Genomic DNA, 16,881 nt, shown 5'->3' on the forward strand with positions numbered 1-16,881 from the left:
CTGGTCGACGGAGCGTCGTGCGGGGGCCTCGTCGCGGTGATAGACCGACGAATCCGCGGGTGCGGACAGACCATCGTGGACCGGCCGTGAAATGCGATCCACTGCGACGGCCACCTGACGCCGACCCGCCCACCACCAGGCTCGGTCCCGGCGACCAACTGCCGTCCACGGCGGCTCGGCGGTGAGCCGGCGAACAAGTACGGATGAATCCGGGCGTAGCCCTGCACACTGCTCGCTGGCGCCAGTCGGGCCGACTTTCTTCGCCGTCAAAGTCTTTTGTCACCACGGACAAAAGTGCGGATGATCCTGCCGAAAGATCTGGACACATCGACGGCAAGACAGTTAGTGTCGAACAATATCAACATGTTTCAACGAGGTAACCGGCGGCGCGGTTAGCTCGTCGTCTGAGAGTCACGGCTTGGCCGGGAGAGCCCACTCTGCAGGCCGCCGTGCCCGCAGACTCCGGCGCGGCCCGCCCGCGCCGTACCCGCAACGACGTCGGCGCTCCGCCGGCTCGGCAACGCGGTCGGCGTCACCCCCGTCGCCGACCCGACCTCGCCCATAGTCCACCGTGCCCATAGTCCCCCGTCCTGATCGAGACACGTCGGTCCACACACCAGCCGCGACAGGCCGGTAGCCGCAGCACCGGACCCACCGTCGCGGATCACGCCGGTGTGCGGTCCACCGCCATGTCACCCGTCGATCCACACGAAACCCCCACGGGTCGTCGACGTTCACCCAAGACTCGCGAAAGGTGTGTTCGGCATGCCAGCTTTCCCTGTGCGCTGTGGTCCGCCAAGGCGGTCCCGGCTGCTTCCCCGGCTCGGCGCCGGCCTGCCCAACCGGCCGATGAGGATGCTCGCGGCGATCGCCGCCCTGGTCGTCGGCTCCGCGCTCGTCGCCGTTCCCGCCGGTGCCCGCCCGGTGGACACCGAGTCGAGCAAGGCCAGCGACCCCACGTCGGCCGGGCAACTACAGGCCCAGGTGCTCACCTGGACGGCCGGGGACAGCACCCAGGCGTACGTCTCCGCGCCCACCACCGCGATCGCCGGGCCGGCCACCCTCGTCTTCGAGAACAGCACCGCGACCGGCAACACCACCGGGATGCAGCACACCCTCACCTTCGACACCGGAAACCCCGAGTACAACCGCGACGTGGACGTGAACATCCTGGCCGACCCGTTCGACGCCAACCAGGGCCGGTGGACCGTCGACGTGGTACTCACGGCCGGCACCTACCGCTACTTCTGCGCGATACCGGGGCACGGCACGATGGCCGGGCTGCTCGTCGTCACCGGCGGGAGCGAGGACACCACCCCGCCGACGGTGACCGCCGCGGTCACCGGTGAGCAGGACGAGGACGGCGCGTACGTCGGCGCCGCCACGGTGACCCTCTCCGCCACCGACGCCGGATCGGGCGTCGGCCGGATCGAGTACGCGTTGGACGGCGGTGCGTACGGCAGCTACTCCGCCCCGGTCACGGTGAACGCCCCCGGACAGCACACGGTCACCTACCGGGCCACCGACGTCGCCGGAAACACCTCCGCCGTACAGTCGACCGCCTTCCAGGTCGCCCCACCGACCGACCCCGACACCACCGCACCCACCGTCACCGCCGCCGTCACCGGCGAACAGAACGACGACGGCGCCTACATCGGCATGGCCACCGTCACCCTCACCGCCACCGACACCGAATCCGGCGTCGAACGCACCGAGTACTCCCTCGACGGCGGCGCGTACGCCACCTACACCGCCCCGGTCACGGTGAACGCCCCCGGACAGCACACCGTCACCTACCGGGCCACCGACGTCGCCGGAAACACCTCCGCCGTACAGTCGACCGCCTTCCAGGTCGCCCCACCGACCGACCCCGACACCACCGCACCCACCGTCACCGCCGCCGTCACCGGCGAACAGAACGACGACGGCGCCTACATCGGCATGGCCACCGTCACCCTCACCGCCACCGACACCGAATCCGGCGTCGAACGCACCGAGTACTCCCTCGACGGCGGCGCGTACGCCACCTACACCGCCCCGGTGATGGTGCACCAGCCGGGTCAGCACACCGTCAGCTACCGGGCCACCGACGAGGCGGGCAACACCTCCGCCCCGCAGTCCATCGCGTTCGAGGTCGCCGACACGTCCACTCCGGACACCACGCCGCCGACCGTGACCGGCGGGGTCACCGGCGACCGCGACGAGAACGGCGGCTACCTCGGGGCCGCCACGGTGACCATCTCGGCCACCGACACCGAGTCCGGTGTGGACCGGATCGAATACGCCGTCGACGGGCAGGCGTACGCGGCCTACACCGCTCCGGTGACCGTCAACACGCCCGGCGAGCACACCGTCAGCTACCGGGCCACCGACAAGGCGGGCAACACCTCGGCGGCGCAGTCCGTCACGTTCCAGGTGGTCGAGCTGCCGGATGACACCACCGCGCCGACCGCGACCGCCACCGTCGCCGGCAACCGGGACGGCACCGGGGCGTACGTCGGTGCCGCCACCGTGACGGTTTCCGCCACCGACGCCGGGTCGGGTGTCGACCTCGTCGAGTTCTCCCTCGACGGGCAGCCGTACGCGGAGTACACCGCTCCGGTGACGGTCAACCAGCCCGGTCAGCACACCGTCTCGTACCGGGCCACCGACGTCGCCGGCAACACCTCCACACCCGGGTCGGTCTCGTTCAGCGTGGTCGCCCCGCCCAACCCCGACAACACCGCCCCCAGCGTGAACGCCGCGATCATCGGCCAGCAGGACGGCAGTTGGGCGTACGTGGGCAGCGCCACCGTCGTGCTCGCCGCCACCGACACCGGTTCCGGCGTCTACCGCGTCGAGTACGCCCTCGACGGCCGGGGATACGTCGTCTACTCCGGCCCGCTGACGGTGAACACCCCCGGTGCGCACACGGTCAGCTACCGGGCCACCGACCGGGCCGGCAACGTCTCGGGGACCGCGTCGGCCACCTTCACGGTGGTGCCGAGCGGACCGCCTGCACCGAGCTGCCGGGTGACCGACACCCGGCCGACGGTCTGGATCGGCACGCTGAACAGCGCCGTGCCCAACCGGGTGGTCGAGGGCCGCTGCTCGATCAACGACCTGATCGACGACGAACGGGCCTGGCCCAGCCACGCCGAGTTCGTGGAGCACGTCCGGGCGGTCGCCGAACACCTGCACCACCGGGGCAAGATCCTGCTGAAGGAGCAGAACGCCCTGGTACGCACGGCCCGCGAGTCCGGCGTCGGCAGGTCCGAGGCGAAGCAGGGCTACGTGCCGCTGCTCGACCGCACCGCCGCCTCGTTCAAGCTGTGGGAGCAGGTCGGCGCCGGTGGCTTCCGGCGCAACGCCGACGGCTCGATCACCAGTAGGGCCGTCGACGGCCTCGGCATGCTCTGGTTCCCGGTCCGCAGCTACGGCGACTTCTCGCTGAAGCTCCAGTGGCGGGACGACGCCCCGGGTGACGGGCGCGCCAACAGCGGAGTCTTCGTCCGCTTCCCGCAGGTGCACCAGCACCCGCAGGAGTCCCGCCCCGAGTGGGTGGCCATCAAGTACGGCCACGAGCTCCAGATATTCGACCGGACCGACGGCGACCAGTACAAGAGCGGGTCGGTGTACGGCTTCGACCGGGTCGACCTCGACGGCGCGGCGGTCACCCCCAAGGGCACCTGGAACGACTACGAGATCCGCGTGGTCGGCCAGCACTACTCGGTGTTCCGCAACGGCACGCTGATCAACGAGTACGTAAACGTTCCCGAGGCCGTCTTCAGCCCGCCCCGCGCGGACGATCCGGGCGGCGCCGGACGCCAGAACGCGACCGGCTACGTCGGCCTGCAGAACCACGGCGCCGGCGACATCGTGACCTTCCGCAACGTCCGGATCGCCCCGCTGACCCCGTGACGCCGCATGCCGTCTGATCCCCCGCCTAGCCGAGCGATTGGATAGAACGTTGAACCAGGAAACGAAGGACATCGGCGAGGTCGTACTCTCGCCACCCGACGGAGGGCCGGATCCGCACCCGGCGTCGCCGGCCCGGTTGCTCGGCACCAGCGCCGGCCGGGCCGTGATGGTGGCGGCCATCATGCTGGTGACGCTGGTCGGCGCGGGCGGGCTGGCCGTGGCCGGCGGCACCACCGCCCGACCGGCCGAGCGGGCGGTCGAGGCAGCGGCGCCGTCGGCGGAACGGCCGGCGGGCTGCGTCACGCCGGACCGGCGGCTGAACCTGTACGCGGTCGAGCTCCCCCGGGACCCGGTGGCCAACCAGGTCCGGCTCGGCTACGGCCTCACCCCGCAGACGGCCTCCTACCCGGGGCCGACGATGGAGATGATCGAAGGGGAATGCCTGGCGATCACCCTGCACAACCAGGTGCCGGCCGCCACCCTGGAACAGTTGCGCACCGATCCGGCGCATCCGGTCGGCGTCTCGCTGCACGTGCACGGGGTCAAGTACACCCAGCAGTCCGACGGCACGGTGCACAGCAACTCCTTCGTGCCGCCGGGCGGGTCGCGGACGTACATCTGGTTCGCCAAACCGCGCACCGCGACCTCGCAGGGCACCGCCGGCTACTGGTGGTACCACGACCACGTGGTCGGCGGGCCGCACGGCACCCAGGGCCTGCGCTCCGGGCTGTTCGGCGGTCTCGTGGTACGCCGGCAGGGAGACCCGAGGCCCGACCGGACCTATGTGACGGTCTTCGGTGACCGGCAGACCATCAACCTGCGGCGCAGCGCGGAGGCCGACACCTGTGACCCGGTGAACCCGCAACCGGGCCCGACCTGCCTGGTCGCCAAGCTCGGCGAACGGGTCGAGTTCATCGTGATCGGCATCGGGGACGACATGCACACGTTCCATGTGCACGGTCACTCCTGGGCGGACACCCGGACCGGCCTGGTCGAGGGCAGCAACAGAGCGCTCATCGACTCGATCCCGGTGATCGACAACAAGACCCTCGGCCCGGGTGACAGCTTCGGGGTGCAGATCGTCGCGGGTGACTCCGTGGGACCGGGGCACTGGATGCTGCACTGCCACATGCAGTTCCACTCCGACCTGGGCATGTCGACCACCCTGCACGTGCTCGACGAGAACGGGCAGATGCCGCCGCACGCCGGCGGCCATCCGCCGGCGGCGCCGGCACCGGGCGCGGCGGCACCTGCCGGCGCGCACTCGAACCACCGATGACCCGCGACACCCCGCACCGCCAACCGAGCACCCCTGCCAGCGCCTAAAGCACTTTCGTACCCCCTGTGGAGGAGGAGAAATGGCTCACCGACGCCATTTCCGGCTATCCCGATCGGTCGGGCGGCACCATCCCGACCCTGTTGACCTTCCGTCCCCCGCGCTCCACCCGGCCTCCCGGCCGTGGCGTCACGGCGCCGGACCGTTCCGCCGCGCGGTCGCCGTGGCCTCGGGCGCGCTACTCACGCTCGGTCTGCTGAGCGCACCGGTCGCCGCGGCCCCGGACCCGAGCGCCGGCGGAATCGCGCCGGCCTGGGGCGGCCAGGCGGTGAACGTGCTGGTCTTTCACGGCCCGGCGGCGTCCCAGGAGGACCCGGTCGCCAGGGCCGTCAGCACGATCCGGAAGCTGGGCAACGAGAACGGCTTCACCGTGCACTCCTCCGCCGACCCGGCGGTCTTCACCCCCGACAACCTGGACCGCTACCGCAGCGTGGTGTTCCTGTCGGCCAACGGGGTGACGCTGAACGACGCCCAGGAGGCGGCGTTCCAGGCGTACGTCAAGGGCGGTGGCGGGTTCGTCGGCATCCACGACGCCGCCCGCGCGCAGCCCGGCTCCGAGTGGTTCACCGGTCTGATCGGCACCCGCCCGGCGGCGAGCCTGCCGAACGCGGAGAAGATCGAGAGCGTCACGGCCAGCGGCAACAACCCGCCGAACGAGATCGTCGAGAACCTGATCGACGGGTCGACCGGGACCAAGTGGCTCACCCGTACCCCGACCGGCTGGGTCGTCGCCAAGCTCGCCGAGCCGAAGGCGATCGCGCACTACGCGCTGACCTCGGCGAACGACTTCACCGGCCGCGACCCGAGGGACTGGACCCTTCAGGGGTCGGCCGACGGCGAGACCTGGACGGACCTGGACCGCCGCACCGGGGAGACCTTCTCGGGGCGGTTCCAGACCAAGCAGTACACGTTCACCAACACCGAGGCGTACCAGCACTACCGGTTGAACATCACCGCGAACAGCGGTGAGCCGCTGATCCAACTCGCCGAGCTGTGGCTGATCGGCCCGAACGCGGGACCGGCGCCGGAGAGCAGGGTGCAGGAGGCCGTGGTCGACGTGGTCGACCGGCAGCACCCGGCGAACAAGGGCCTGCCGTTGAACTGGACCCGGTCCGACCAGTGGATCAACTGGGACCCGAGTCCGGTCGGCCGGGTGCACACGATCGCCCAGGTCAAGGAGACCAGCTACAACGCCGGGCTGGCCGGCAACGGTGCCTTCCACCCGATCTCCTGGTGCCGGGACTACGACGGCGGCCGGTCGTTCTACACCGGCATGGGGCGTACCGAAGCCAGCTACACCACCGACACGCGGTTCCGCAGCCACCTGCTCGGCGCACTCCAGTGGACGGCCGGCCTGGTCCGGGGCGACTGCCAGGCGACCATCGCGGCGAACTACCGGATCGAGCGGCTGACCACCACCAACCAGTCCGGGCAGCTCGACCAGATCGGTGAGCCGCACGGCCTGACCATCGCGCCCGACGGCAAGGTCTTCTACATCGGCAAGGCCGCCTGCCCGAGTGGCCCGGTCGCCGACTGGGCCGACCCGAACGTGGGCCTGGGCTGCGGCACCATCCACCAGTGGGACCCGAAGAGCAAGCAGGTCAAGCTGCTGACCACGCTCAAGGTGATGGGCAACCGGGGCAGCGGCAGCGAGCTGGTGAAGAACGAGGAGGGCCTGGTCGGCATCACCCTCGACCCGAAGTTCGCGGAGAACGGCTGGTTCTACGTCTACTGGATGCCGCACGAGTCGATCGACCGGGAGCGGCGGGTCGGCCAGCGTACGGTCTCCCGGTTCACCTACGACCACGCGCAGCAGTCGATCGACCAGGGCACCCGCAAGGACCTGCTGCACTGGGACACCCAGATCCACAGCTGCTGCCACGCCGGTGGCGGCATGACCTTCGACGAGGCCGGCAACCTCTACATCGGCAGCGGTGACAGCAACTCCTCCGGCGGGTCGAGCGGCTACTCCGGCAACAACTGGACCCAGGAGTACGCGGGCATCTCGTTCCAGGACGCCCGGCGTACCTCCGGCAACACGAACGACCTGAACGGCAAGATCATCCGCATCCACCCCGAGCCGGACGGGACCTACACGATCCCGGACGGCAACCTCTTCACCGGCCAGGAGCAGGGCGGCGGCAAGACCCGGCCGGAGATCTACGTGATGGGCGTCCGCAACATCGCCCGGATCGCCTGGGACCCGGTGAACGACTGGCTCACCGCCGCGTGGGTCGGCCCGGACGCCGGCGCCCCGGACCCGAACCTCGGTCCGGCGAAGTACGAGACGGCGACGGTCATCACCTCGGCCGGCAACCACGGCTGGCCGTACTGCATGGGCAACCGGCAGCCGTACCGGGACCGCAGCAACACCGACGCCACCGTGCTGACCGGCTGGTACGACTGCGACAATCCGCGCAACGAGTCGCCGCGCAACACCGGTCTGGTCAACCTCCCGCCGGTGCGGGACAACATGATCTGGTACTCCCCGCAGGGCGGCGGCCCGATCTTCCCGAAGCGGACCGACGGCAGCGGGCTGCCGACGTACAAGGCCGAGGACGCCACCTACACCCAGCCGTACCTGAGCGGTGGCGGCCAGGCCATCATGGACGGCCCGACCTACCAGCGGGAGAACGTCGACGTCGACAGCGGTGTCGCCTGGCCGGCGTACTGGGACAACAAGTGGTTCATCGGTGACCAGTCCAACGGCAACAACCGGATCGCCGTCACCGTCGACCCGAGCACCGTCGCCGAGGCCGGGGCGCCGGCCTTCGCCGAGGACCTGCGCGCCATCATCCAGAACGGCACCGGCACCAACCAGCTCGACTCCTGGATGGACGCGAAGTTCGGGCCGGACGGCGCGCTCTACATGCTCGACTACGGCAGGGGCTTCTTCAGCCTGCACCCGAACCAGAAGCTGATCCGCATCACCTACCAGGGTGGCCAGGCCACCCCGAACCCGAGCCTGGCCACGGCGCAGTCGGTCACGCCGAGCCAACCCCGGACCATCGGCTTCTCCGCCGCGAGGGTCGGCGGGGTGGCCTGGGAGTGGGACTTCGGCGACGGCAGCAAGCTGTCGCACCAGGCCCACCCGACGCACACCTACAAGCGGTACGGCACCTTCCAGGCGACGGTGAAGGTGACCTACGCCGACGGGGAGGTGGTCACCGGGAAGATCGACGTGAACGCCGGCTGCGGTGCCGCCGACGCCCGGCCGACGGTCTGGATGCTGGACACCGACACCGGGGTCGCCAACCGGCAGACCGGCGGCGGCTGCACGATCAACGACCTGATCGACGACGAGACCACCTGGCCGAACCGGGCCTCGTTCGTCACCCATCTCGACGCCGTGCTCGCCGAACTGACCGCGGCGCACGTCATCGACAACCGCGAGTCCAGGGCGCTGCGCCAGGCCGGGCGGCAGTCCCCGATCGGTGCCACCGACGGCTACCAGCCGATCTTCGACGGATCGGCGAAGTCGCTCGCCGGCTGGCGCCAGGCACCCGGCGGGTCGTTCGCACTGCGTCCCGACGGCTCGATCCGCAGCTCCGGCGGCCTCGGCATGCTGTGGTACGCGGACAAACAGCTCGCCGACTATTCGATCAGGGTGCAGTTCCGCGACATCTCCCCGGAGAACGTCCGGGCCAACAGCGGCATCTTCGTACGGTTCCCGGACCCGAGGACTCCGCTGGAGCAGCGTCCCGCCGGCAGTTGCGGCACGGTGGGTTCGGCCCGTACCTCCCCGGCCTGGGTCGCGATCTACTGCGGCCACGAGATCCAGATCTACGACGGCGAGACCGGCGAACCGCAGAAGACCGGCTCGGTCTACAACTTCGCGTCGAACACCCTGGACAAGGCCGGGGCGACTCCGAAGAACCAGTGGAACGACTACGAGGTCCGCGTGATCGGCCAGCACTACACGATCACCCGGAACGGTGTGGTGATCAGCGAGTTCGACAACACACCCGGCAAGCAGTCGTCCCGCCAGGGCGACCCGCCGACCGACCTGCGGCAGTTCCTCAGCGGCTTCGTCGGGTTGCAGAACCACGGCACCAACGACGTGATCGAGTTCCGCAACGTCAGGGTGCGCCAGCTCTGAGCGACCGGGTGCCGGGTACGGGCGTGACGCCCGTACCCGGCACCTTTGTGCGCCACCGATCGCGACAACCGGGGTGAGCAGGCCGCACCGGCGGCGTCGAGCGCTGGCGGTGCCGCGTTGAGGTTCACCCGGAGTTCGGTCCGCGTTGACGGCAGAAATGATCTCTGTTTGACGGCTTCCGTCGTACTGATCAGCGGTTTCTTCCGCGATCCGAGGAGCAAGATCATGCAGCAGACCCCGAACCGGCGCAGATTCCTGCAGGGGGCCGGGCTGGTGGGGGCTGGGCTGGTGGGCGCAGGTACCGGCGGGGCGCTCATCCCGGGCACCGCGCTGGCCGGCCAGCACACCGGCGACCGCCACGGCGACCGCCCCGACCTCGGGTCACCCCGGTTCACCCTGGCCGTCATCCCCGACACGCAGTACCTGTTCGACGCCGACCGGGGCGACCCGGCGCCGCTCACCGCGACGCTGCGCTGGATCCAGGATCACCGGGCGGAGCGGAACATCGTCTTCACCACCCACCTCGGCGACATCGTGGAGAACGCGGCCGCCGCCGAGTTGGCCCAGGCCGGCGAGGTCTTCGAGATCTTCGACCGGCGTCGGACGCCGTACAGCGTGCTGGCCGGCAACCACGACGTCGACCCGTCAACCACCGACCAGCGTGGACCGAGTCCGTACCTCGACGTGTTCGGGCCACGCCGATTCCGTACCTCGCCGACGTACCGGGGCGGCACGCCGGACGGCTACAACACGTACCACGTCTTCACCGCCGCCAACCGCGAGTGGCTGGTGTTCGCCCTCGACTGGCGGCCCTCCGACGGCACCCTCGGCTGGGCGAAGGCCGTGCTCGCGGCCCACCCGCGTACCCCCGTCATCCTGACCACCCACGACCTCGCGCACGCCGACGACACCGGCGTCGCGGAACTCTCCGGGCACGGCCAGCGGCTCTGGGACGGGCTTATCAAGGACAGCGACCAGATCTTCCTCACCCTCAACGGGCACTTCTGGCCGCCCGGACGGGCCGTGCTGCGCAACAGCGCCGGGCGGGACGTGCACGTACACATCACCAACTACCAGGACCGTTACTACGGCGGCGGCGCGATGATCCGGCTCTACCACTTCGACCTGGCGCGCAACACGATCGACGTGGAGACGGTCTCGCCGTGGATCCTCGGCCAGCAGCCGGAGCGACGCAACGCACTGGAGCAACGGGAGGTCGAGCTGACCGACCCGGCCAACCGGTTCAGCCTGGCCGTCGACTTCGCCGACCGGTTCGCCGGCTTCGCCCCGGTGCCGCCCCGCCCGCCCCGCGACCCGGCCACCGTACTGGTCGACGGCACCGTCGCGTACTGGCGGTTCGACCAGGGCCGGGCTGACGGCACGCCCGTGCCGGACGGCTTCCGGATCGCGGATCTCTCCGGCCGGGGCAACCACCTGACCCGGGTCACCCTCGCCGGCAGCGGCCCGGACGCGTTGCGCTGGTCCACCGAACACCACGGCGACCAGCCGGCGCACGCGAGCCTCTTCTTCGACGGCGGCAAGCGGCCCGCTCGCGGCGCCTACCTGCGTACCGTCGACGAGGCGCCGCTGAACGCGACGACCTTCGGCAACGGCTACACGATCGAGGCGTTCGTGAAGCTGCCGGCGGACGTCCGGGCCACCAACCACGCCTGGATGAGCATCCTGAGCCGGTTCGGCGCCGGCCGGGACGCCGGCAAGACCGGTGGTGACCCGGCGGAGCCAATCGCCACGCTCAGCATGTCGGACGGCATGGCGTTGCAGTGGGCGGTCTTCCCGGTCAACCAGGACGGCATCTCGACGAACTGGGGCCACGAGATGCGCGCCGACGAATGGTTCCACGTCGCGGTGGTGAACGACGGCCGGCGTACCACCCTCTTCGTCGACGGCGCCGAACTGCTCCGCAACCCGTCCACCCCGGCCCGAGGACTGGCCAGCTCACGCGAGCCGTGGTTCGTCGGTGCCTACCACTACGACCGGATCGTGGAACAGGGCTTCTACGGCTGGATCGGAGACCTGCGCATCGTCGACCGTCCGCTGCCGGTCAGCAGGTTCCTCCGGGCCTGACCGGCGCCCCGGCCGGCGTCTCGGCACTGACGACGGCACTCGGACGGAGTCGCGCGGCGCCGACGCCTTCGCCACCCGGCTCGGTGCACGCGCCCCCGTGCACCGAGCCGGCATCCGTTGCCAACTGATACTCGCGTACATATACTCGTCTGCGAGTAATCGCGCACGAGCATCGGCGAGGTGGGTAGCGTGGCGAAGCGGCGCAAGGTCAGCAACCTGCTGGCCCTGGCCGTGCTGTCGGCGCTGGCCCAGCGGGCCATGCACCCCTACGAGATCGCCACGGCACTGCGCGCCTGGGGCAAAGACCAGGACATGCAGATCAAATGGGGATCTCTTTACACGGTCATTCGCAACATGGATAAACACGGCATGATCACCGCCGTGCAGAGTGTCCGCGAAGGCCGTCGACCCGAACGCACCGTCTATCGCATCACCGACTCCGGCCGCGCGGAGCTGGTCGACTGGGCCCGCGAGCTGGTCTCGACCCCCATGCCCGAGCAACCGCGCTTCCGTGCCGGCCTGTCCGTGCTCGCCGTCCTTCACCCGGACGAGGCCACGCGTCTGCTGCGGCGGCGGCTGGACCTGCTGGAAGACAACCTCACGGCCGCCCGCGACGCGCTCGCGCAGCACACCCGGCACATCCCGCGACTGTTCCTGGTCGAGTCGGAATACGACCTGGCCATCCAGGAGGCGGAAGCGGCCTGGATCCGCTCTCTGCTCGCCGAACTGACCTCGGGCAGCTACCCGGGGCTGGACGTGTGGCGGGCCTTCCACGAAACCGGCGAGATGCCGGCGGAGCTGACCGAACTCGCGGAAAGGACCAGCTCGACGGAGTGACGGACGGCCCTGGCGCGGTGCGCCAACACCGCGCCAGGGCCCTTACCCCGAACCACACCTGGGAAGGCGCTCGGCGCGAGGCGGCAACCACGAGGATAGCCGGTTCCCTCCCAGGTCGGTTCGCCATGCACGAGAACCGATGACCAGGGAGAAGACCATGACTGAGGTACGGACAGCGATCGTCGTCGGCGGCGGCATCGCCGGCCCGGTGGCGGCACTGGCGCTGCGCAGGGCGGGCATCGCGGCCACCGTCTACGAGGCGTACCCGAGCACCGCCGACGGCATCGGGGGCACGCTCGCGCTCGCGCCGAACGGCGTCGCGGCCCTGCGGACCGTCGGCGCGGACGAGGCGGTGACCGCAATCGCCACGCCGATCACCCGGATGGCCATGGCCGTCGGCGGCAAGCATATGGAAATGCCCGGCCTGGCCGACGTGCCGCCGTTGCAACTGGTGCACCGCAGCGACCTATACCGGGTACTGCACGACCGGGCCGTCGCCGCCGGCGTGACCATCGAGTACGGCAAGCGCCTGCTGGACACGCAGGAGAGCGCGACGGGCATCACGGCAAGGTTCGCCGACGGCAGCGCCGCCAGCGCCGACATCCTCGTCGGGGCCGACGGCATCCGCTCGACCGTACGCCGGCTGATCGACCCCGAGGCACCCGGCCCGCAGTTCACCGGACTCCTCGGCTTCGAGGCGGTCGCGCGGCACGACGTGGACGCCGGCACCGGCACGATGACCTTCGCCTTCGGCAAGGGCGGCTACTACCTCTACTGGCCGGAGCCCGGCGGCGGCACCCGGTGGGGCGTCAACCTGCCGCAGGAGCGGCCGATCAGCCTCGCCGAAGCCCGCGCGGTGCCGTCGACCGACTGGATGCGGACACTGCGCGCCGCCTACGCCGACGACGATCCCGGCCGCGCCCTGATGTCGACCAGCAGCGCCGACGAACTACAGGTGGTCGGATCGTTGCAGATCATGCCACGTGTCCGACACTGGCATCGGGGCCGCATGGTGCTGGTCGGCGACTCGGCTCATGCGCCCTCCAACAGTTCCGGCCAGGGCGCGTCGCTGGCGATCGAAAGCGCGGTGCAACTGGCCCGCTGCCTGCGTGACATCACCGACGTCCCGGCGGCGTACGCCGCCTTCGAGCGCCTGCGGCGCGGCCGGGTGCAGAGGGTCGCCGCCCGCGCGGCGCGGATCAACCAGGCCAAGGCCCCGGGCGCGGTGGCCAGGGTGTTGATGCCGCTGTTGATGCCACTGCTGATGAAGACCGCCATGAACCCGGAGAAGACGATCGGCCCGGAGCAGCGTTACGTGATCGACTGGGACGCACCGGTGACCGCGGACCCGGCGCTGCGCTGAGCGGCGTCGGCGTCGGCGCCTGGAGCCGGCCGGTGGTCCACCCGACCGCATCGGCGACGGGTGGACCACGGTCGGCTGGCCGTACGCCGGGCACCCGAGGGCCGTGCACACGGTTCGGTGGTACGCGCGGTCCGCGAGCCCCGGTACCGCTGGCGGAACTGCTCCGTGAGGCACGGTCGATCCCGCACGCTCAGACACCCGGAGTGGCGGTCATGCCGTGCGGGTCGAGAGATGCCTCGAGCCGGATGCCCCCGATGGTCGTCACCCGCTCGCTGTCGGCGTTCTCCGTCGCCCACTTCTCCGCCTGTCTGCGCAGTTGGTCGCCCTGCGGCGAGAGCACCGCGTCGGCCAGGCTGGCGGCGAGCGTCGTGCACGGCTTGGACTTCAGGCCGGCACGGCAGCGACCGCTGACCAACTTGATCTTGTCGTCCGCGTCGTACTCGATGGTCACGTACATTTCCCGCTCGTCGTCATCCGGCGGGCGGCATTCCATCGTCTTCCTGGACCGTTCGGAGGTCTCCGGAGTGGTGGCGTCGGTGCAGACCCACGAGTTGGACTTCTTCATCCAGTCTTCGGCGACCACGGCGAGGGTCACCCCGGCCATGTACTGCCGCTGCGCGGTCGGGAACTCGGCGGCGAACTGCGGCGCGGAGTCGTTGCCCGGAGGTTCCGTGGTCACCATCCCGGCGATACCGCCGACGAGCCCGCCGAGTACCGCCGTCGCCACCAGCGTGCCGACCAGCGCCAGCAGGAAGCCGGCCTTGGACGGGCGCCGAGGGACCGCGCCCCGGGGCGACGGGAAGGCCGTACCCGGCAAGCCCGGACCTGGTAGGCCGGACGGGCCGGCGGCGCCGGGCGGACGGCCAGCGCCGGACGGGTTGGCGGCGGCCGGGGCGTGCCCGAACGGCGGCGGCGACCACGCCTGCCCGGGCTGCCCCGGCGCCGGGGCGGGTGGTGCGGCATCCACCGGGCGCCAGCCGGTGCCGTCCCACCAGAACCTGCCGTCCGGGGAGTAACGCTGTCCGGAAGGTTGGGCGGTCATCAGAAGTTACCCCTGATATTGAGTTCGACGGCATACGTCTCGGGATTGGTCAACCGGTACTCGTAGTCGCCGATGACGGCTCTGGTGTCCTTGTTGCCGTTGACCTGCTCAGCCACCCACTCCTCGATCCGGCCGGACGTCTCCTCGTCGCCCGCGTAGGGCAGGGTGGCGAACCAGTTCAGGTACGCCAGGCCGGTCCCGGCGACCGGGGTGGCCCGATAGATGTCCACGGTCATCGCGTGGATGAGCTCGTCGGAGACCTGGAGCGACGCCCGGAAGCGCACGAAGCCGATCCGCAGCTCGCAGTACTGGTGGTTGCTCTCCTTCGTGCAGGTGTGCCCCTGGCCCTGGAGCGCCTGGACCACCGTCACCGCCTCCAGCCGGGGAATGCAGCTGTAGCTCCCGCAGGACTGGGAGGCCCGGCTGCCCTGGTAGCTGCGCGCGCCGAGGAACGCGCCGACGCCGGCGAGCAGCAGCATGACCACACCGAACACGGGGAGCAGGAACCAGCGGGGCCGGTCACCCGCGCCGGGCCCGGGGCCCGCACCGCCACCCGGTGACGCCGCCGACATCTCAGCCTCCATTCCGGACGAAGCTCTTCCACCTGCTGAGGAACGAGCCGCTGGACATGTCGAGCACCTCTTCGGAGATGCCCTCGAAGATCGGGAGTTCCAGGATGGAGCGGTCGGCCGAGTCGATGCGCTGGACGAGGCGGGCGTACAACTCCGCCGCCGCGTCCCGCCCCTTCAGCCGTTCGGCGACGCTGAAGACCGTCGACCCGAGTGCGTAGTTGAAGCCGGCGTCCTTGTAGAAGGTCTTGCTGGGCGGCGTGGTGCCACGGAACTTGCCGGCCCGTACCCCGCCGGCGACCTCGTTGCGGATCGCGGCCGCGTGGGCCGGCTGGTCGATCGTCTCGCTGTACCGGGCGAAACCCTCGACCACCCACCTGGCCGGCCGCAGCAGGTCGCTGTAGCCGGACAGGGCGACCCGGGCGGTCACCGAGTGGGTCAACTCGTGCCGGATGGTGCTCCACGGCTGACTCTTCGCAGCCTCGATCGACCCGAGGTTGACCAGAATCCGGGAGGCCGCGTACTGGTCGGTGTAGGTCTGACCGTCCTTCCGCACCCCGTGCTGCGGAATCTGGTAGCCCAGCGCCTGCTCGGTGAAGCTGTCGGCGCCCGTGATACCGAACCACTTCTGGACGTTCTTCCTGTCCCGGGTGAAGAAGAGGACACTGCCGGGAAAGGCCTCCCGGTCACCCCAGAGCTTCTTGACCTTGGCCAGTTCCCGGTTCGTGACGGCGGCGTACCGGTCCAGGTCGGTGACGCTCTCGTCCCCGACCAGCCAGACCGTGTCACCCACCTTCAGCACCGTGAGCCTGTCGGTGTTCCACGGCGCGTCGGCGCGCGGCCCGGTGACCTGTTGCTCCTCCCGGTTCTCCATGGTGACCCGCACTATGTCGCCGACCAGGTAGCTGTCGCCCTTCTTCGTCAGCCAGTAGAGGAACGACTCGGCCGGTGCGATGTCGCCGGGACCGGCGTCGGCGGTGAGCTTGGCGATCCGGGTCACCGGCCGGAACCAGGAGCCACCCTTGTCGAGCTGTTCGCTCATGCCGTTCAGGACGTACCGGATCTCCGCGAATTCGAACTGGCGCAGGTTGGCGAAGACCAGCCGCTCCCGCTCGATCAGGTCCTTGTTGGCCGGATCGAGGTCGGCGAGGTACGCCTTCTCGTTCTTCTCCGTCAGCGCCTTGGCCCGGCGCTCGAGGATGGGTCTTATCCGGCTCAACTTCGAGGCCGAGCCGTCGTAGTCCGCACTCTGGATGACCGGCTTCTCCGGTCCACCGCATCCGGTCAGCAGCAGCCCACCGGCCAACAGAACCGACCGCCTCGACCACTGGACCCCACCGGTCACGTCGTTCGGCATCACATCCGGCACGTTGCCGTACCCCCCAAGTCCCCCGGAACGTGTTCGTCGGCCGGCTCGCCCGGCCCCAGCGCTGGTGAATTCCGTGACCACCGCCGGGCTTGTGGCCCCGACGTGCCTGTCACGGGACGTCGCGGCATGCCGCCCGATGCCGTGACGAAGCCGCGGCTCAGCACGGGTGGTGGGCCGGCGCGGGTAGAACCATCCGAAAGGGTGCGCCCAGATCCCGCACAGATCCCGCACAGGCGTCGTGGCGCGCTTGACGATTCGTCCCCTATATTGGCGGTGTTCTG

General features: G+C 70.2%; 9 protein-coding genes. 6 read left to right on the plus strand and 3 right to left on the minus strand.

Annotation, left to right across the window (positions count from 1 at the left end; all coding sequences use genetic code 11):
* The first annotated feature begins 765 nt into the window (after positions 1-765).
* From ACQEVC_RS41785 to ACQEVC_RS41810, 6 genes are all read left to right on the plus strand, one after another.
* Positions 766-3,900, plus strand: coding sequence for an OmpL47-type beta-barrel domain-containing protein (locus ACQEVC_RS41785; RefSeq protein ID WP_432889515.1), 3,135 nt, complete (start codon positions 766-768; stop codon positions 3,898-3,900).
* A gap of 49 nt (positions 3,901-3,949) precedes the next feature.
* The gene (locus tag ACQEVC_RS41790) at positions 3,950-5,179 is read left to right on the plus strand and encodes a multicopper oxidase domain-containing protein (protein WP_432889517.1); all 1,230 of its coding nucleotides are present in this window, start codon (positions 3,950-3,952) and stop codon (positions 5,177-5,179) included.
* 220 nt (positions 5,180-5,399) lie between these two features.
* Positions 5,400-9,335, plus strand: coding sequence for a ThuA domain-containing protein (locus ACQEVC_RS41795; RefSeq protein ID WP_432889519.1), 3,936 nt, complete (start codon positions 5,400-5,402; stop codon positions 9,333-9,335).
* Positions 9,336-9,560: 225 nt separating this feature from the next.
* Positions 9,561-11,420, plus strand: a complete 1,860-nt coding sequence (locus ACQEVC_RS41800; RefSeq protein WP_432889521.1) for a LamG-like jellyroll fold domain-containing protein — start codon at positions 9,561-9,563, stop codon at positions 11,418-11,420.
* A 189-nt stretch (positions 11,421-11,609) separates the two neighbouring features.
* Positions 11,610-12,257 (plus strand): PadR family transcriptional regulator, encoded by a 648-nt coding sequence (locus tag ACQEVC_RS41805; RefSeq protein ID WP_432889523.1) that lies wholly within the window; start codon positions 11,610-11,612, stop codon positions 12,255-12,257.
* A 157-nt stretch (positions 12,258-12,414) separates the two neighbouring features.
* On the plus strand, positions 12,415-13,620 hold the full coding sequence (locus tag ACQEVC_RS41810; RefSeq protein ID WP_432889525.1) for an FAD-dependent oxidoreductase: 1,206 nt from the start codon (positions 12,415-12,417) through the stop codon (positions 13,618-13,620).
* A 190-nt stretch (positions 13,621-13,810) separates the two neighbouring features.
* Here ACQEVC_RS41810 and ACQEVC_RS41815 read toward each other — a convergent pair whose 3' ends face one another.
* Genes ACQEVC_RS41815 through ACQEVC_RS41825 form a run of 3 tightly spaced genes read right to left on the minus strand, consistent with a single transcriptional unit; the run spans position 13,811 to position 16,588 of the window.
* Entirely contained in the window at positions 13,811-14,662 is an 852-nt protein-coding gene (locus ACQEVC_RS41815) for a hypothetical protein (protein WP_432889527.1), read from the minus strand.
* Positions 14,662-15,234, minus strand: a complete 573-nt coding sequence (locus ACQEVC_RS41820; RefSeq protein ID WP_432889529.1) for a hypothetical protein — start codon at positions 15,232-15,234, stop codon at positions 14,662-14,664. The genes ACQEVC_RS41815 and ACQEVC_RS41820 overlap by 1 nt, the downstream gene beginning before the upstream one ends.
* Before the next feature lies 1 nt (position 15,235).
* Positions 15,236-16,588 (minus strand): hypothetical protein, encoded by a 1,353-nt coding sequence (locus ACQEVC_RS41825; RefSeq protein WP_432889531.1) that lies wholly within the window; start codon positions 16,586-16,588, stop codon positions 15,236-15,238.
* Positions 16,589-16,881: the final 293 nt, after the last annotated feature.

Origin of the sequence: Plantactinospora sp. CA-294935 (assembly GCF_050936445.1) — a bacterium.
In the GTDB taxonomy this organism is placed as follows: domain Bacteria; phylum Actinomycetota; class Actinomycetes; order Mycobacteriales; family Micromonosporaceae; genus Plantactinospora.